Source organism: Allofranklinella schreckenbergeri, from assembly GCF_003703475.1.
In the GTDB taxonomy this organism is placed as follows: domain Bacteria; phylum Pseudomonadota; class Gammaproteobacteria; order Burkholderiales; family Burkholderiaceae_C; genus Lampropedia; species Lampropedia schreckenbergeri.
In genome coordinates, this window is sequence record NZ_RDQM01000006.1 from 182,483 (window position 1) to 198,587 (window position 16,105).

Genomic DNA, 16,105 nt, shown 5'->3' on the forward strand with positions numbered 1-16,105 from the left:
AAATCGCACCCGTTGCCGCCCGCCGGGGCGGCGTTTTATTTGTGCCTTGTCATGAACCCGATTGCCCAAGACTCTGTGACCGCCACCGCCGCCGACCAAGCTGCTGAAAAAGCCGCCGAAAAAGCCGACAAGCAGCGGCGCGAAGCCATCAAGCTGGAAAAGCGCCTGTGCCGCGAAGTGGGCCGCGCCATCCTGGACTTCAACATGATCGAGGAGGGCGACAAGGTGATGGTGTGCATGTCCGGCGGCAAGGACAGCTACACCTTGCTGGACATCTTGCGCAAGCTGCAAAAGCGCTCGCCCGTGCGCTTTTCCATCGTGGCGGTGAATCTCGATCAAAAGCAGCCGGGCTTTCCCGACCACGTGCTGCCCGAGTACCTGCGCGCGCAAGGGGTGGATTTCCATATCGAAACGCAGGACACCTACAGCATCGTCAAGCGCGTCATCCCCGAAGGCAAAACCACCTGCGGGCTGTGCAGCCGCCTGCGCCGCGCCATTTTGTACTCCGCCGCCGAGCGCCTGGGCGCCACCAAAATCGCCCTGGGCCACCACCGCGACGACATCCTGCAAACCCTGCTGCTCAACATGTTCTTTGGCGGGCGCATGAAAGGCATGCCGCCCAAACTGGTGAGCGACGACGGCAAGCACGTGGTGATCCGCCCGCTGGCCTACATCCCGGAAAAGGACACGCGCCAGTGGGCCCAGTACCAGCAATTTCCCATCATCCCCTGCAACCTCTGCGGCAGCCAGGACAACCTGCAACGCCAAATCGTGGGCGACATGCTGCGCGAGTGGGACCGCAAATTCCCCGGCCGACTGGAGAGCATGTTCCGCTCCATGCAAAACATCGTCACCACCCACATGATGGACGCGCGCCTGCACGACTTTCGCAACGCCCAGGCCACGGGCGTGGCCGATCCCAATGGCGACATCGCCTTTGATCCCGAAACCTTTGCCCAGCCCCTGGGCGATGCCGCGCACGGCCCCGAGACAGAAGGCGCTGCTGGGGCCATTCGCATCCCCATCATCGCCAGCCAGGCCGCGCCCGGCGCCTGTTCTTCTTGAGCCAAGCCTGCTCTCGGCTTGAATGGGGCGGACGGCATGTGGGGCCACTGCATTTACGTATGCGTGCAGCCAGGCCAGTTGCAAGCCCGCCTTGTCGCCGATCAACCGCAGCCAGCAGGGCCACAGTGGTTGGCCGAACACGCGGCCTTGGCGCACCCGCGCACCCTGATGGGCGACTATTTCGCCGTGCAAACGCTGTTGCGCCAGGCGTACGCGGCGCTGTTGCCCCGGCATTGGTTGACGCCCGCGCCGGTGGTCATCGTGCATTTGCTGCCCGAGGCGCAAGGCGGCTATACGCAGGTGGAGAGCCGGGCCTTCAGAGAAGCCGCCCTGCGCGCAGGCGCGCGCAAGGCTTGGGTGCTGGCCCAGGGCGCAGCGCTCAGCGACGCCCAGGCGCTGGACTTTTGCCGCCAGGGCCTGCTGCCCGCGGCGGTGCAGCGTTTGCCGGACTGAGGCCAGCCATGCGCGCATGGCGCCCACAGGCTTTGCAGGCATCCGAGCCGGATTCGCGCCTGCGGCTGTTGTCCTTTTCGCCGTTGAGAGAAATCGCTCGGCCTGGCGCAATCGGTGGTGGAGAGGGTTGAGGGCAAGCTCTGGAACACATCGTTTTGTCCCGCTGGCGTTCGCGCAGGCTGGCTGGATAGAGAAAGCGCGCAAAAAAGCGCGTGCATCAGACACGCGCTTTTTTGAGAGCTGAGCGATCAAGGCATGGATGGCTGCGCCAAGGTATCCCTGCCGCGCGAATGGGTGGAAACCAGCACGTATTCCTCATCGTGCAGCGCCCATGTGCCGTAGGCGTTGGCGTCGGTGAATTCGGCGTTGATGTTCATGAATTTGAGGCTGCCGTGACCACTGGCGCGGGCTGGCGAGCATTGCACCTCGGTGGTTTCGGCGCGGTAGCGCAAGCGGCACAGTTTGAGCCGGTCGGAGTAGGCCACGCCGTCCGGGTATTTGTGGCTATCGACCTGGATGGTCACCCGTTTGGTGATGTGGGGGTCGTAGCCCTGGTAGGCGAAAGCCTCGATCACGTAGAGCGGCAAAAACTCCTGCCCGCTGGTGAATTGCTTGTGGCGCGCGAAGGATGCAACGGTGTCTTGCGCATGCAAGGTGCGCTGCACGTTGGACAAACGCCCCCAGGCGCAATCGGTCAGCGCGGCCATGTCCAGCCGCATGAACTGAACGACTTTGCTGTAGGCATCCACCGGCGAAATCCGCAAGCTGCCGTAGCCCTTGTCGATGGGAATATCCGTGCCCGCCAGGGCGAATTGCGAAAACGCGCCGACGCCGCCTGCGGCCAAGGGCAGGTTTTGCACCTGTGTGGCGGCGAAAGTCTGCCCGGGCGGGATGGCCGGGTAATGCGGGCCGCAGGATTGGGGGTGGTTGGGCGCTTTGGGCACGGCGGGGTTGGCTTCGGGTTTGTGAGCGGGCGGCTCGATGCCCGCCACGGGCGGCGTGGTGGCATGCGTGGTGATGCCGCGCGGCTGGGTGGAGGTGAGCGCCAGATCGCCATCGCCCGGAACCTCCGCTTGCGCAATCACCCAGTCGCCAGCGCGTCGCACTTGCGTGTCGTAGCACTGGGCCGAGGTGACGAAGGTGTTGAAAAACACCCGGCAAATGCGCAGCGTGGATTCGTCGAATACTGTGGCTGTGGGGTATTTGGCGGGATCGATGTGGAACTCGACTTTTTTGGGCTCGTTATTGTCTTGGCTGTAATAAGAAAATCCCTCCAGCACGTAGCGCTGGGCGATTTCCCGGTCGGACGACATGAAGTTTCTGAAGAACGAGGCCACGGTTTCATCGTCGTGCAGCGTGGCTTGCAGGTTGTTCATCACGACATGGCTGCAACCACTGCGATGGGTAATTTGCAGGCGCATCTTCTCGCCAGGATGGCGTGCATCCAAAGGGGTGAGGTGAATGTCGCCATAACCTTGATTGGCGGGGATGCCAAAGCCTGCTGCTACGAATTTGGAGGTGCGGCCTATTTTTCCGGGCGCGGGCTGGTTGACGATTTGCTCGACCGCGTAGGTCTGGCCTGCCGGTAGGGCCGGGTAGCGGGCGGGATCGCAGCCAGAGTCAACGGGAGGGGGTGGCTGCGGTGGTGGCGGTGGCGGCGGCAAAGCCGTATCGCTGTCACTCCCGCCACAGGCGCTCAAGAAGGCGGCAATGCAAAGCAATGGAAGGGCTGGTTTTTTCATGACGTCCTCGCGTGGTTTTTCAGGAGAAGCCCGGCGTTACCCCGGCCATGCAAGCCGTTTCCGTCCATCGGATGCAACGGCGCGGTCACTCTACTGAAAAACAGGGCAATAGGCGGCCACGAAAAGTAACAAGCAAGTAGGGGCTTGAATGCGATTGGGCAAAAAAACAGCTTATGGCGTCCCTTTACCGCTGGCGCAGCGTGCGCTGGGCGTGGGGGCGTTGTTCGGGGGTGATGGCAAGGGTGCGGGGTTTGCCTTCGCGCAGCAGGGTCAGGGGGGCGCTTTGGCCGGGGCGCAGGGCGGCGACGAGGGTGAGCAGCTCGGGGACGTTGCGCACGGGGTGCTCGCCGACTTGCTGGATGATGTCGCCAGGGCGGATGCCCGCGCGCGCGGCCGGGCCGCCTTGCAGCACGCCGGTGACGATGACGCCTTCGCCCGCGCCTGCGCCGATGGCTTGCGCCAGTTCGGGCGTGAGCGGGTCGGCGGCCAGGCCCAGACGGCCACGGGGAAGTTGAACGCGGTGATCACGCCCACCACGCCCAGCGGGTGCCAGGTTTCCATCATGCGGTGGCCGGGGCGTTCGCTGGCAATCGTCAGCCCGTAGAGCTGGCGCGAGAGGCCGACGGCGAAATCGCAAATGTCGATCATTTCCTGCACCTCGCCCAGGCCCTCGGTGAGGATCTTCCCGGCCTCGATGGAGACGAGCTGGCCCAGCGTGTCCTTTTCGGCGCGCAACTCCTCGCCCAGCAGGCGCACCAGCTCGCCACGCTGCGGCGCGGGCACCTGACGCCAGGCGGCAAACGCCTGCTGCGCCTGGGCAATGGCCTGGCGGGTTTGCTCGGCGCTGTGGGTGCGCAAGGCGCCAATGGCCGAGCCATCGACGGGGCTGTGCACGGCCAGACTGCCGCCGACGTAATCGGCGCTATCGACCCCCAGCTTTTGCAAGATGGCGGCGGTTTGTTGGGCGAGGGTGGATGGCATGGTCAAGGCTCTCCTGATTGGAATGAATGGAGGGTTTTCAAACGCAAAAACGGCCAGATGATACTCGAAAAGAAAAAATATGACGGTAAATGATGATGAGGGGTGGGGTTTCCCCCCTGTATTTTTTTGCATGGAGAAGAAGTAGGATTGGTATGCAGTTTGTTGAAATCTTGTTCGAGGTGTGTATGAAGAAATTTGTTTTTGCTGCTTTTTTCTCGGTTTCGATTCCATTGGGTTATGCGCAACCCATCTGGAGTGATGGAAGTTTGCACAGGTCAGAAATTGATATTTTTGCTAGAGAAAAGATGTATGCAGTATATTTGAATCCTTTTCTTATTCGCGAGGAGTCGGAGAAAATGTTTCGAGAAAATAAAGATAAATTAAAATACTCTGAAGTGGATTGGGAGGAGAAATTTTCAAGTTATTTAATGAATAATGATTTTTCTTCTGGGAAGAAGGTGGTTGTTGCTCGTGTTTTGCAGGCTGTTAACAAGTCTGTTGTATCCAGAAAGGTTCGTGTTAGCAACATTGTTTCCGCTGTTGTGCTTCCGTTGAATGAATTGGAGTATGATAGAGTTAGAAAAATGCCTGAGGTTACTCTTGTCAATGAAATTAAAAACTCTGAAATGGAGATTTCTTCTTTTCCGTACTATGATTATAATGGTGGTGGTGAATTGGTGTCTTGGGCCAAGGTGGCGGTGAATTCTGATGATGGTTTTTCGGTGTTTAATCCGTTTTATTATGTTGATGTTCATCCTGGTGCATTGCAGAGCACGTCGGAGTATGATGTAAATGTGATTTATGCCTCGGCGGGTGCCGGAGATTATAGTTATCATTCTTCTGCGATTGCAAGAATTGTTGGTGCTAAAAGGAATTTGATTTTTAGTCGTGGTATTAATCCTGGGCAGCCGTTATACCTGGCGGCAACGAGTCCGAGCTTTATTTTTGTTGTGCCGGCTATTGAGGCGGCAATCCATCATGCAGATGTGAGGGGGGTAAATGCGGTTTTGAATATATCCATGAATAATGGTGATGAAATTGCGGGGGATCCTTATTCTACGAATCCTCATGATGAGACTGGTAAGACGATGTTGCGTGCCAGTAATCGTTTTCTTGTTACTCAGAGTGCGGGAAATGCCAAGCCTGGTCATTTTAATGGGGATGCATGTCCGCATGTATATAATGTGGATGGTGCAATATTGGATAATGATGCTATCCTTTCTGTTGGGGCGATAGATCGGACGGGGGATAGAATGATGGATTCCATAAATTTTTATCCTGGGGATTATCCTACCCCAATCGCGTCACGTAGCGGGCCTTGTGTCGATTTTTATGCTCCGGGAGGGGAGATTTATGCTTATGTAAATCAAAATAATCAATTGAATTTTGGCTCGGGAACTTCGTATGCGGCTCCTATTGTTGCTGCAATTGCTTCCAGATACGGTGATACCCAGACGAAGCCTTTGGTTCGGGAGAGTTATGTTAAATCAATTTTAATGCCTACGGGCTATAATGATGGCGGTCGTCCCATAAAAATTCCACGTTACTCTACGAATCCTGTGGGGGTTTTGCGACATCATCCTGTTATTCAGGCGATTGCTCCTGTAAATAATCATCGAATTGGATATATTCGAGATAATAATTTTTTTCAGCGTCCTGAGGAGTTTTGGACATCCTCTGATAATTTTGGTTCTTTTGCGGTTGATTTGGGTCAAGTGAGAGATGTGAAGGGTGTCCGTATTGTTTTGGAGACTTCTTCTCCTGGAAATAATCCTGTTAATTTTCAGGTATTTGGATCTTCCATGGCATTGCAAAATAATCCTTTAAATTATTATTATTTTGCGCCATCTGTGCTTATAAAAAATCATACTGAGCCTTTTCAGTATGAAAGGGTGCCAATTTTTATTCCTTTGAATGGAAATTACCGTTCCTTGAGAATAGATGGCATGAACCCCACAAGCTGGTTTGCCGTGGTTGAGGTTGAGGTTTATGGATTTTGATATGGAAAGAACGGTGAGGTCTGTGGGAATGCTGAGTTTGGCGTTGGTTGTGGCTGGATGCGGCGGCGGCGATGCGGAGTCGCCACCTCTCCCGCTGCCTCCAGTCTCCTCCGAGGCGTTGCCCACGCCAGTGAAAGATAGGCTCACGCTGGTGCTTGGGTCTCTGAAATACATGGCTTATCCATGTTTGCGTGATGTGGATGGCAAACCGCTGTCCTGGGGCGCGCTGGATGGTTCTGTTCCCGGCATGACGCCGATTGGCTGGAACAAAGCGCGCTTCCATGCGTTGGAACGCATTTATACGATTGGCGATGCTTTTTACTTCATTCAGGACGCAGGCGTGGAACAATGCCTGCCGCCAGCGCCGGCGGGCTCCGAAGTGTTTCGCATGAATTCAGAAGGGAAAATCGGTCTGCATATACCAAAAAGAACGGCGGATTTGGCAATCCCCACATACCAGTATTATGACCGGCCAAGCGGATTTTTTGTGCGGCCAGATGGAGTTTATACGCTCAATATTTTGAGTGCGTATGCAGATGCGGGTTATGAACTGAAAATATCAGAGTGGATGAGCGCGGTGGATTACCATAGGCAAGGGCCTGCGTTTTATCGGTATCGAGGCCCTTCAGAGAACGGTGTTTATTTCTCGCATACGCGCGTGACACCAGCGCCAAAGGCGTTCACCGAGCAAGATCGTGTTCGCCTGACTGTGGTTGATGGCCCGCCCGATCAGGCGCGCTTGCACACGCCGCATGGCTTGGTCACGGGTGGTGATGGCTTGCAGTATTTTGTTGATAACGGGCAGGTACGCAGCCTGGATGCCCAATGGCATGTGCGCACGCTCAACCTGCCGAGTTTGCAGCCTGGCGATGTGGCGCTGGATCTGGATGTTGATGCGCAAGGTCAAGTGCATCTGCTGGCGTACAACGCGACAAGCGATCTGTATGGCTGGCACCAACTGGGCGTCGTGGGCCCGCACGGGCAGCGGCGCGATTTCGCCATTTCCGGATATGGCAGGCCGAATGTAAGCATGGCCGTCAAAAATGGGGTGTTGCTGCTGGCCGTTCGCGATGACGCCCTGGAGGAAAAATGGTCCGCCATTTACCGCATAGCCTGGGGCGTGCAGGAAGGCCAGACGCTGACGCAGGCCAAGCAAGTTTTGGGTGGCGCGGAGATACCCGCCGTTCCCGAGGATTATCTCAATGCCCCTGTCCGCTACCGCTTGCCTAATGTGCGGGATATTCATTTTGTTGGCAATGCTTTGTGGATATCCGTGGCGCAAGCTGTGCTGGCGATTGAAATCGATTGAATATTCTCTGTGGCATGAAAAATGAAAATCGCATGCGTGATGCATGCGATTTTCATGATTATTTACGGAGGGATAAAACTTGTCTGATATGTGAATTGCCCAATGGGAACAACTGGTGGTGACTTTGCTGGTTTGTCACTTTTGCCGGTTGACAATTATGGGATTGTCTTTTTTGGGTCGGCAAACGATCCAGGCGTGGCGGGCTGCGCCACCGTGTCCCGGCCGCGCGGGTGGGTGGAGAGTAGCACGTATTTCTCACCGTGCCGAACAGGCTTCCGGACGCAACAGCGAGGCCACTTTACTTGAAGAGTTTGAAGGGGCGGGGGAGCAGGCTTTTCCCCGTTTTCAACCCGACTTCACCGCTGCCGCAGCGTGCGCTGGGCCTGGGGGCGTTGTTCGGGGGTGATGGCGATGGTGCGGGGTTGGCCTTCGCGCAGCAGGATCAAGGGGGTGCTTTGGCCGGGGCGCAGGGCGGCGACGCGGGTGAGCAGCTCGGGGACGTTGCGTACGGGGTGCTCGCCGACTTGCTGGATGATGTCGCCAGGGCGGATGCCCGCGCGCGCGGCCGGGCCGCCTTGCAGCACGCCGGTGACGATGACGCCTTCGCCCGCGCCCGCGCCTGCGCCGATGGCTTGCGCCAGTTCGGGCGTGAGCGGGTCGGCGGCCAGGCCCAGCCAGCCGCGCGTGACGCGGCCTTCGCGAACCAGGCTTTCCAGCACGAATTGGGCAGTGGCGGCTGGGATGGCAAAACCGATGCCCATGCTGCCGCCCGAGCGCGAGTAGATGGCGGTGTTGATTCCCACCAGGTGGCCGTTGATGTCCACCAGCGCGCCGCCGGAGTTGCCGGGGTTGATGGCGGCGTCGGTCTGGATGAAGTTCTCGAAGATGTTCAGGCCTAGATGGCTGCGGCCCAGGGCGCTGATGATGCCGCTGGTGACGGTTTGCCCGATGCCGAAGGGGTTGCCGATGGCCAGCACGCTGTCGCCGATGGCGAGCTGGTCGGAGTTGCCCAGGTGGATGGCGGGCAGGTTGCGGGCGTTGATTTTGAGCACGGCCAGGTCGGATTCCGGGTCGGTGCCGATGACCTGGGCGGGGAATTCGCGCCCGTCGTGCAGGGTGACGAGGATGCTGTCAGCCCCTTCGATGACGTGGTTGTTGGTGAGCAGGTAGCCATCGCTGCTGGCGATGACGCCGCTGCCCAGGCCGCTTTGCGAGCGGCCTGGAGCCTGGCCGAAGAAGTATTGGAAGAAGGGATCGTTGGCAAATGGATGCTGCATCGTGGTGCGGGTGTTGATGCTGACGACGGAGCGCGCGGCCAGTTGCGCTGCCGCGCGCAGGCTGCCCGGAGCTGGCAGGCTGGACTGGGCGGGCGCGGTGGCCGCCGTGGGCGCGGGCGGCAGCAAGACGGTGGCGGGGGCAGTGGCGTTGCTGGCAGCGGGGCTGCCAAGCCATTGGGGTTTGAGGGTGGAGATGACGAAATAAGCGGCCAGCAAGACGGTGACGCTTTGGGAAAAGACGAGCCAGTAACGACGCATGGTGGGCAGTGCGGGGTAGGTGAAATCGTTGGGGGAAAAGCCTGCGCGCCGGGGCGGCGCGGGCCGTGGCGTGCGCTGCGGCGCTGACGGCCAGTTGCAGGGGGCAAGCATATACTCATCCGCCCCTGGGCTGGTGTGGTGGCATCGGCTTTTGTATTTACAAATCAATGAGCAAAAAAATCGCCTTGTTTTGGCATGATGGTGTTTGTTTGTTTTTTACCTTGATTTGTACTATGGGTGGCGTTTGCCAGTGCGACGAGCGCCGTTTCTTTTGTGTTGTTTCCCTTGGAGTTTTATCTCATGGCAACCCGTGATGCGCTGCTGGGCGTGCTCAATGAAACGCTGGAGCCCAAACAGTTTGAGGACTATGGCCCCAATGGCCTGCAAGTGGAGGGCAAGCGCGAGGTGCAGCGCTTGGTCAGTGGCGTGACGGCCAGCGCGGCCTTGATCGATGCGGCCATTGCCGCGCGCGCCGATGCGGTGCTGGTGCACCACGGCCTGTTCTGGCGCGGCATGGATGGCACGCTCACCGGCTGGCTGCGCGAGCGCGTGCGCAAGCTGCTGGCGCACGACATCAATTTGCTGGCCTACCACTTGCCGCTGGATGCGCACCCCACGCTGGGCAACAACGCGCAATTGGGCCTGCACATGGGCTGGGGCGCGGGCGCGCCGCTGGCGGCAGGCTCGCTGGTGTTTGAGGCGCAGGTGTCGCCCTGCGATGCGGCGGCGCTGGCGGCGCAGTTGCACGAGCGCCTGGGCCGCGCGCCGATGTGGATCGATGGCGGCCGCCCGATTGCGCGCCTGGCCTGGTGCACGGGCGGGGCGCAGGGCTATTTCCAGAAGGCGATTGATGCGGGGGCGGATGCGTTTGTGACGGGCGAGATTTCCGAGCCGCAGGCGCATTTGGCGCGCGAATGTGGCGTGAGCTTTTTCGCCGCAGGCCACCACGCCACGGAGCGCTACGGCGCGCCCGCGCTGGGCGCGTATGTGGCGGCGCAGTTGGGGCTGGAGCACCAGTTCATCGAGATCGATAACCCTGCGTGAGGGGGTATTTGCAAATCAATAGGAAATAAAAAAGCCTTTTTATGGCCTGATTTTTTTGATTTGTGTTTTATTTTGATTGAAATTCAGGTTTCGTCCAGAAATTGCACCCTGGGCGCGATGGCGCACATCAGCTCGTAGCTCACGGTTTGCGCGCAGGCAGCCACTTCGTCGATGGGCAGCACGGCGCTGCCGTAGGCGGCGCTGGCCTGGCCCCAGAGGGTGACTTCGCTGCCAAAGCCGCCGGGCCGGCCCGCAGCGCGGGGGGCTGTGAGGTCGATGGCGAGCATGTCCATGCTGATGCGGCCAATGGTGCGGGTGCGCACGCCATCGACGAGCACGGGCGTGCCGGTGCCGCACAGGCGCGGGTAGCCGTCGGCGTAGCCACAGGCGGCGATGCCGATGGTCATGGCTTGCGGTGCGGTGAAGGTGGAGCCGTAGCCCACGGTCTCGCCCGCTTGCAAATCCTGCACGGCAATGATGCGGCTGCGCAGGCTCATGGCCGGTTGCAAGTCCCAGCAGGCGATGTCGCCAGCGGGGTAATCGGGCGCGCTGCCATAGAGGGCGATGCCTGCGCGCACCCAGTCGTGCCGGGCCTGGCTTTGCTGGCCAAAGCGCAGCGTGGCGGCGCTGTTGCTGCTGCTGCGCTCGCCGGGCAGGCCGTCGCTGGCGTGGGCGAACAGAGCTTGCTGGGCGGCGATGCCGCTGGGGCCGTCGGCATCGCTGTAATGCATCATCAGCGAGATTTCATCGACTTGCGGCAGGGCGTTCAGACGCGCCCAGGCGCTGCGGTAGCTTTGGGGCTTGAAGCCCAGGCGGTTCATGCCGCTGTTGAGCTTGAGAAAGACGCGGTGGGGTTGGTGGGTTTTATGGGCGGCAAGCATGTCGATTTGCTCGCTGCAATGCACCACGTGCCACAGGCCCAGGCGCGAGCACAGCTCCAGGTCGCGTGGCTCGAACACACCTTCGAGCAGCAGGATGGGGCCGCGCCAGCCCAGCGCACGCACGCGGCTGGCTTCGCCCAAGTCCAGCAGCGCAAAGCCATCGACGCCGCGCAGGGCGTCGAACACGCGCTCAATGCCGTGGCCGTAGGCATTGGCTTTGACCACGGCCCAGACTTTGGCGTCGCACGCGTGGCGGCGCACGGTGTGCAGGTTGTGCCGCAAGGCTTGGGGGTGGACGATGGCGTGGATGGGGCGGGGCATGGTGGCGGGCAGCAGTGGCGCAAGGCGTACGGAAGGCGTGCAGATGGCGCGGCAGCGGTCGTCGCGCGGCGCCGGATTGTCGCACCACGCGGGCGGCGGCCCAGCCAGGGGCAGCGGGGTTGGCGGGGCGTGATATAAGCGCGGCTTTTTGTTCGGGCGGTGGCTCCCGCTGCCCTTTACGGATGGCCGCGCCTTTGCCTGGCGCTGGCGCGATCCGCACAACGATTCGATCATGAAGTCTGGTTTTTCCACCATCATGTCGGCGCAGTTTTTCAGCTCGCTGGCCGATAACGCGCTGTTCGTGGTGGCTGTCGAGCTGCTGCTGCGCAGCGCCGCGCCGGAGTGGCAACGGGCGGCCCTGGTGCCGATGTTTGCGCTGTTTTACGTGGTGCTGGCGCCGTTTGTGGGGGCGTTTGCCGATGCGCACCCCAAGGGCTGGGTGATGTTCATCAGCAATGCGGTCAAGGTGATGGGCTGTTTGATGATGACTTACGACTCGCACCCCTTGCTCGCCTACGCCATCGTGGGCCTGGGCGCGGCGGCGTATTCGCCCGCCAAGTACGGCATCCTCACCGAGCTGCTGCCCCCTTCCATGCTGGTCAAGGCCAATGGCTGGATTGAGGGGCTGACGATTGCTTCCATCATCCTGGGCGTGATGCTGGGCGGCGCGCTGGTCAGTGATGTGTATTACGGCTGGGTGGCGCACGCCGCTGGCCTGGGGGCGATTTTTCACGATCCCATTCAGGCTGCGCTGGGCACGATTACGGTGATTTATGCGCTGGCGGCCGTCATCAATGTGTTCATCCCGCGCACGGGCGTGGTGCCGCGCCCGATGTGGAAGGGCACGCTGGGGCCGGTGGGCAGCATGCAGGCGCTGATGCGCGATTTCATCGCCTCCAACAATCGGCTGTGGGGCGACAAGCTGGGCCAGATTGCGCTGGCGGCCACCACGCTGTTTTGGGGCGCTTCAGGCAATTTGCGCTACATCGTGCTGGCCTGGAGCGCGGCGGTGCTGGGCCTCAATACCACCGAGTCGGCCCCCTTGCTGGGCGTGGTGGCGCTGGGCACGGCGGTGGGCGCGGTGCTGGCCTCGTTCATGGTCAAGCTCGAACGCGCCAGCCGTGTGCTGCCGCTGGGGATGCTGATGGGCCTGGTGGTGGTGGGCATGCAGTGGGTGGACAGCATGTACGTGGCGATGGGGTTTTTCGTCGTCGCAGGCGTATTGGGCGGTTATCTGGTCGTGCCCATGAACGCGCTGTTGCAGCACCGCGGGCATAACCTGATGGGGGCCGGGCGCTCCATAGCGGTGCAGAACTTCAATGAGCAGTTGTGCATCCTGGGCCTGGGCCTGCTGTACGCGCTGGCGACGAAGTGGGGCCTGTCCGCCCCGCTGGCGATGACGGCCTTTGGCCTGCTGGTGCTGGGCGTGACGGGGCTGATTGCGCTGTGGTATCGCCATAACCTCAAGCGCCACGCCGCCGCGATCGCCCATGAGATGGACATGATTCGCAAAGACCATCATCACAAGCATTGATTTTTATCATTCAAAGGAAATTTGATATTCTTGTTTTGACAAGTCTGTATTGAAATAAATTTTTTATAAATGACTTTTGATTGGTAAATTTTAAATGCAAGGCACTCCCCCCCTGGCACAGGCCATGATTCTGGCCGCAGGCCGTGGCCAGCGCATGCGGCCGCTGACCGATCACACCCCCAAACCGCTGTTGAGTGTGCAAGGCAGGCCGCTGCTGGAGTGGCACTTGCAGGCGCTGGCGCGCGCGGGGCTGCGCCGCGTGCTGATCAACACGGGTTGGCTGGGGGCGCAAATTCCCCAGCGGCTGGGCACGGAGTACGCCACGGCATATGGCGATGTGCATTTGCGCTACTCGCGCGAGGACGTGGACTTTGGCGCAGGCATTGAAACCGCAGGGGGCATCGCCCGCGCGCTGCCCATGCTGGAAGCGCAATTCTGGTTGGTGGCCGGGGATGTGTTCATGCCATCCTGGGCGTTTGACGATACCTTGCGGCGCGACTTTGCCGCCTCGGGAGATTTGGCGCACCTGTGGCTGGCCCCCAACCCGGCGCATCACCCTCAAGGCGATTTTGCTTATGCCGCAGGGCGCGCCCTGCCGCTGGCTGCGGGCGCGCCCAGTTACACCTACAGCACGCTGGCCCTGTTGCGGCAAGACTTGTTTGCCCCGCCATGGTGCGATGTGCCCCGGGGTAACCCGCAAGGCCGCCCCGCACCTTTGGGGCCGTTGCTGCGCCAGGCGGTAGCCGCAGGCCGGGTGGGCGCCACGCTGTACCAGGGGGCCTGGACGGATGTGGGCACGCCCGAACGTTTGCAGGCGCTCAATGCCGATGCCGAGCCGCGCGCGTGACGGCGGACGGCTCCAGCATTTGGTAACGACTCTGCCTGCCCAAGACCCGGCCCGGGCTGCCACATTCGATTAGTATTGGCGTTGGTACAGGCTGGCGCAGCCTGCAGGCAATCATCACTATTCAAAGAAAAGGCCCCTGACCCATGTGGGATCGCATCAAGCAACTCTGGCGAAAAGACGTCCCGAAAAAGCCGCTCTGGCTCTCCGAGGACGAGCAGCGTGCGTTGCTGGAGCAGGCCAGCCAAGCCTTGCAGGAAGGTCAATACGCGCAGGCGGAAAGCCAGGCGAAAGAGTTGGCGCAATCAAACGTGGCCGATGTGGCTGAGAACGGGATGCGGCTGCTGGGGCTGGTGCATTTCCATCAGCAGCAATACGCCCAAGCCTGGCCGATTTTTGAAAAGCTGGCCGAGCGCACTCAGGCTGTGGGCGATTGGTTCAATGTCGTCACCTCCGCCACCTTGGCCGGTGAGCTGGTCAAAGGGGCGAGCGCTTTTGAACAGGCGCTCAAAATTCACAACGAAAACCTCGACAGCTCCGGTCTGAGCGCGGCGGCCATGCATCTGTACTACGCTTGCGCCTTACGCGATAGGGGCGAGTACGCCAAGGCGTTCGAGCACGCGGAGATTTTGCGTGCTCTTTATGAGAAGCTGCCCCAGTACGACGCCCGTTTGTTGGATTTGCGCGGCTTCCCCCCGCTGGATGCCGTGCTGGACATGATGACCGACGTGCTGGCGCATTCTGGCGACATCCCCGAGGCCGAGGAGTGGCTGCACGAGTTTGGCCACAACCTGAATGGGCCGGTGGAGGCGGACATTCGCCACGCTGTGGAGCGCCTGCATCGCCTGGCCCCTCGGCAGGAGCCTGCGTCGCAGCCCGAGCCGCATTTGGGGCCGATCACGTCCCGTGATCTGGATGCGCTGGGGCCAGACTTGGCTGCGCATGGCAAGGAGCCTCGCCTCGATTGACGACTTTGAGCCGTTTCTTGCCCCAGAAACGGCGGCTCTCTACCTGTCAATGTGCATGGGCGGGCTGGGCCGCCGCGAGCAGGCGCTCTACCCCGTAAACCCCGGCCAGTGCTTGCAGCGCTGTGGGCATGCCTTCAATCCCGGCAAATGCCAAGCCATGCCGATGGGCAGCGCGCTGGACGGCCAGCAGCGCCGAGAGGGCCGTGGAGTCGAACTGCGTCAGGTGAGCGGCGTCTATCCAGACCGCCTCGCCGCCCTTGGCGGCAGACTGTGCCAGTGACGTTTGCACATCCTGGAGCCATTGGGCGACTTCATCGCGCGTGAGTTTGGCGGGCAATGTCAAAACAGGCATGGCAATGGGGAGTGTCAATGGGGGCAATGGGCGGCGTTTATTCGGAAACGGCAGTCGAGGCTGGGGCGGCATCGGCTCCCGTAGCCGTTGGGGCTTGTTTGGCCGCCAGGCGTCGGGCGCGCGTCAGGATGGCGCTGGCTTCGCGCGTGCTCAAGCCATACATTTCTGCAAAATCCTCCAGGCTGACGCCGCCTGCTTCATAAGCGCGCAACATGGCCTCGTCGCGTGCGCCGCGTTGTGTTTGCTGCTCGGCCACTTGCTGCAAGAGCGCTGCGATAGCGGCATCGCGGGTGTGCGCGGCCTGGACGAACTCGGCCACGCTGAGCGCCGAGTGCTCCATGGCCAGCCCCAAGCGTTTCGCCAGCCACTGGCGCGCTTGCTCCTGCTGAGCGCTTTGCTGCGCCGGGGCTGCGCGCTCAGCGCGGCGCAGTTTGCGGCGGTACAGCTCCGTCAGGGCGTGGAAAACATGTTCGGCGGCGATGTCCTCCACCGCATGCAACTGCAAATCATGGCGTGGCTGGCCCGCGGCAATAGCTTGCAGATAACGCGTTGAGCGTGTATGCATGCCCAGCGCTTGCTTCAGCGCTTCGACTTCGATGTGCGGGCAGGTTTGTGCCAAATCGGAGAAGATACCGCGCTTGAGCGGCAGCGGGCGCTCGCCAAACAGTTGCGGCCATTTTTGCGCCAACTCTTGCAAGATGGGGCGCACATCTGCACGAGCGCTTTTGCCTTTGGCGGCAAGCTCGGGTTGTAAAGCGGGAGACTCCAAATGGGATGGGGCATTCTGAGGGGATGCTTCCTCAGGCGAGGCGGCCACGGGCGATTCAGACATGGGCAAAAACAAACAAAGAACAAGCGCGCCATCATGCCATAGCGCGCATCGCGCCCCATGCCGCCTGGCCCAGCGTTTCCCCGGGGCGATTGCGGCAGAGAAGGATTCCCACACGCTCTAGAGCGTGTTATGAACTTTGAGCCAACCGAATCAACGGCATGGCATTGGGCAGCATGAGAATGGCAAAGACCACGAAGTGCAATCCCCCCAGTACGTCTGGCAATCGCTCGTAATCACGAGACAA

At 60.5% G+C, this 16,105-nt stretch carries 14 protein-coding genes and 2 pseudogenes; 8 read left to right on the forward strand and 8 right to left on the reverse strand.

What is annotated here, in order from left to right; translation table 11 throughout:
• The first annotated feature begins 51 nt into the window (after positions 1–51).
• Together ttcA and EBQ26_RS06410 are read left to right on the forward strand one after the other, a co-directional pair.
• Positions 52–1,065 carry a tRNA 2-thiocytidine(32) synthetase TtcA gene (gene ttcA, locus EBQ26_RS06405; RefSeq protein ID WP_122238178.1) on the forward strand — a complete coding sequence of 338 codons (1,014 nt, stop codon included), beginning with the start codon at positions 52–54 and terminating at the stop codon, positions 1,063–1,065.
• A gap of 36 nt (positions 1,066–1,101) precedes the next feature.
• Positions 1,102–1,518, forward strand: a complete 417-nt coding sequence (locus EBQ26_RS06410; RefSeq protein ID WP_122238179.1) for a hypothetical protein — start codon at positions 1,102–1,104, stop codon at positions 1,516–1,518.
• Positions 1,519–1,766: 248 nt separating this feature from the next.
• Here the strand turns inward: EBQ26_RS06410 and EBQ26_RS06415 are convergent, their stop codons facing one another.
• The 3 genes and pseudogenes from EBQ26_RS06415 to EBQ26_RS12930 form a co-directional block, all read right to left on the reverse strand.
• Complete coding sequence (locus EBQ26_RS06415; RefSeq protein WP_147474017.1) at positions 1,767–3,260, reverse strand: hypothetical protein; 1,494 nt, start codon at positions 3,258–3,260, stop codon at positions 1,767–1,769.
• 184 nt (positions 3,261–3,444) lie between these two features.
• On the reverse strand, positions 3,445–3,813 hold the full coding sequence (locus EBQ26_RS12925; RefSeq protein WP_238944197.1) for a S1C family serine protease: 369 nt from the start codon (positions 3,811–3,813) through the stop codon (positions 3,445–3,447).
• Positions 3,747–4,241 (reverse strand): annotated as a pseudogene (locus EBQ26_RS12930) (aldehyde dehydrogenase family protein); the annotation flags it as partial. The pseudogene EBQ26_RS12930 and the gene EBQ26_RS12925, both read right to left, overlap by 67 nt.
• 152 nt (positions 4,242–4,393) lie before the next feature.
• Here EBQ26_RS12930 and EBQ26_RS06435 point away from each other — a divergent pair.
• A complete protein-coding gene (locus tag EBQ26_RS06435) occupies positions 4,394–6,241 on the forward strand; it encodes a S8/S53 family peptidase (protein ID WP_238944192.1) in 1,848 nt (615 codons plus the stop codon).
• Positions 6,231–7,550: a hypothetical protein gene (locus EBQ26_RS12665; RefSeq protein ID WP_124781290.1), complete on the forward strand. Its 1,320-nt coding sequence runs from the start codon at positions 6,231–6,233 to the stop codon at positions 7,548–7,550. The genes EBQ26_RS06435 and EBQ26_RS12665 overlap by 11 nt, the downstream gene beginning before the upstream one ends.
• Positions 7,551–7,906: 356 nt before the next feature.
• Here the strand turns inward: EBQ26_RS12665 and EBQ26_RS06445 are convergent, their stop codons facing one another.
• Positions 7,907–9,085: a S1C family serine protease gene (locus tag EBQ26_RS06445; RefSeq protein ID WP_122238186.1), complete on the reverse strand. Its 1,179-nt coding sequence runs from the start codon at positions 9,083–9,085 to the stop codon at positions 7,907–7,909.
• A gap of 300 nt (positions 9,086–9,385) precedes the next feature.
• On the opposite strand from EBQ26_RS06445, the gene EBQ26_RS06450 reads away from it, so the two are divergent.
• Positions 9,386–10,129: a Nif3-like dinuclear metal center hexameric protein gene (locus tag EBQ26_RS06450; RefSeq protein WP_122238213.1), complete on the forward strand. Its 744-nt coding sequence runs from the start codon at positions 9,386–9,388 to the stop codon at positions 10,127–10,129.
• Positions 10,130–10,212: 83 nt separating this feature from the next.
• Here the strand turns inward: EBQ26_RS06450 and alr are convergent, their stop codons facing one another.
• On the reverse strand, positions 10,213–11,331 hold the full coding sequence (alr, locus tag EBQ26_RS06455) for an alanine racemase (protein WP_122238187.1): 1,119 nt from the start codon (positions 11,329–11,331) through the stop codon (positions 10,213–10,215).
• A 232-nt stretch (positions 11,332–11,563) separates the two neighbouring features.
• Here alr and lplT point away from each other — a divergent pair, with 232 nt between their 5' ends.
• The 3 genes from lplT (at position 11,564) to EBQ26_RS06470 (ending at position 14,677) form a co-directional block, all read left to right on the forward strand.
• Positions 11,564–12,865, forward strand: coding sequence for a lysophospholipid transporter LplT (gene lplT / locus EBQ26_RS06460; protein ID WP_122238214.1), 1,302 nt, complete (start codon positions 11,564–11,566; stop codon positions 12,863–12,865).
• Positions 12,866–12,959: 94 nt separating this feature from the next.
• Positions 12,960–13,712 (forward strand): nucleotidyltransferase family protein, encoded by a 753-nt coding sequence (locus EBQ26_RS06465; protein WP_238944193.1) that lies wholly within the window; start codon positions 12,960–12,962, stop codon positions 13,710–13,712.
• 143 nt (positions 13,713–13,855) lie between these two features.
• Positions 13,856–14,677, forward strand: a complete 822-nt coding sequence (locus tag EBQ26_RS06470; protein ID WP_122238188.1) for a tetratricopeptide repeat protein — start codon at positions 13,856–13,858, stop codon at positions 14,675–14,677.
• Between the two features lie 46 nt (positions 14,678–14,723).
• On the opposite strand, the gene EBQ26_RS06475 is transcribed toward EBQ26_RS06470, so the two are convergent.
• The 3 genes and pseudogenes from EBQ26_RS06475 to EBQ26_RS06485 form a co-directional block, all read right to left on the reverse strand.
• Complete coding sequence (locus EBQ26_RS06475) at positions 14,724–15,029, reverse strand: STAS domain-containing protein (protein ID WP_238944194.1); 306 nt, start codon at positions 15,027–15,029, stop codon at positions 14,724–14,726.
• 37 nt (positions 15,030–15,066) lie between these two features.
• Positions 15,067–15,861, reverse strand: coding sequence for a ProQ/FINO family protein (locus EBQ26_RS06480; RefSeq protein WP_122238190.1), 795 nt, complete (start codon positions 15,859–15,861; stop codon positions 15,067–15,069).
• A gap of 127 nt (positions 15,862–15,988) precedes the next feature.
• Positions 15,989–16,105: pseudogene (locus EBQ26_RS06485) on the reverse strand (IS5/IS1182 family transposase); the annotation flags it as partial.

What these genes read in the sequence shown, in the direction of transcription:
- EBQ26_RS06450 (WP_122238213.1), top strand. Translation starts at nt 9,386, where the DNA reads ATGGCAACCCGTGATGCGCTGCTGGGCGTGCTCAATGAAACGCTGGAG.
- EBQ26_RS06480 (WP_122238190.1), bottom strand. Translation starts at nt 15,861, where the DNA reads ATGTCTGAATCGCCCGTGGCCGCCTCGCCTGAGGAAGCATCCCCTCAG.
- EBQ26_RS06435 (WP_238944192.1), top strand. Translation starts at nt 4,394, where the DNA reads ATGCAGTTTGTTGAAATCTTGTTCGAGGTGTGTATGAAGAAATTTGTT.
- EBQ26_RS06415 (WP_147474017.1), bottom strand. Translation starts at nt 3,260, where the DNA reads ATGAAAAAACCAGCCCTTCCATTGCTTTGCATTGCCGCCTTCTTGAGC.
- lplT (WP_122238214.1), top strand. Translation starts at nt 11,564, where the DNA reads ATGAAGTCTGGTTTTTCCACCATCATGTCGGCGCAGTTTTTCAGCTCG.
- EBQ26_RS06475 (WP_238944194.1), bottom strand. Translation starts at nt 15,029, where the DNA reads ATGCCTGTTTTGACATTGCCCGCCAAACTCACGCGCGATGAAGTCGCC.
- EBQ26_RS06465 (WP_238944193.1), top strand. Translation starts at nt 12,960, where the DNA reads ATGCAAGGCACTCCCCCCCTGGCACAGGCCATGATTCTGGCCGCAGGC.
- EBQ26_RS06470 (WP_122238188.1), top strand. Translation starts at nt 13,856, where the DNA reads ATGTGGGATCGCATCAAGCAACTCTGGCGAAAAGACGTCCCGAAAAAG.
- EBQ26_RS06445 (WP_122238186.1), bottom strand. Translation starts at nt 9,085, where the DNA reads ATGCGTCGTTACTGGCTCGTCTTTTCCCAAAGCGTCACCGTCTTGCTG.
- alr (WP_122238187.1), bottom strand. Translation starts at nt 11,331, where the DNA reads ATGCCCCGCCCCATCCACGCCATCGTCCACCCCCAAGCCTTGCGGCAC.
- EBQ26_RS06410 (WP_122238179.1), top strand. Translation starts at nt 1,102, where the DNA reads ATGTGGGGCCACTGCATTTACGTATGCGTGCAGCCAGGCCAGTTGCAA.
- EBQ26_RS12665 (WP_124781290.1), top strand. Translation starts at nt 6,231, where the DNA reads ATGGATTTTGATATGGAAAGAACGGTGAGGTCTGTGGGAATGCTGAGT.
- ttcA (WP_122238178.1), top strand. Translation starts at nt 52, where the DNA reads ATGAACCCGATTGCCCAAGACTCTGTGACCGCCACCGCCGCCGACCAA.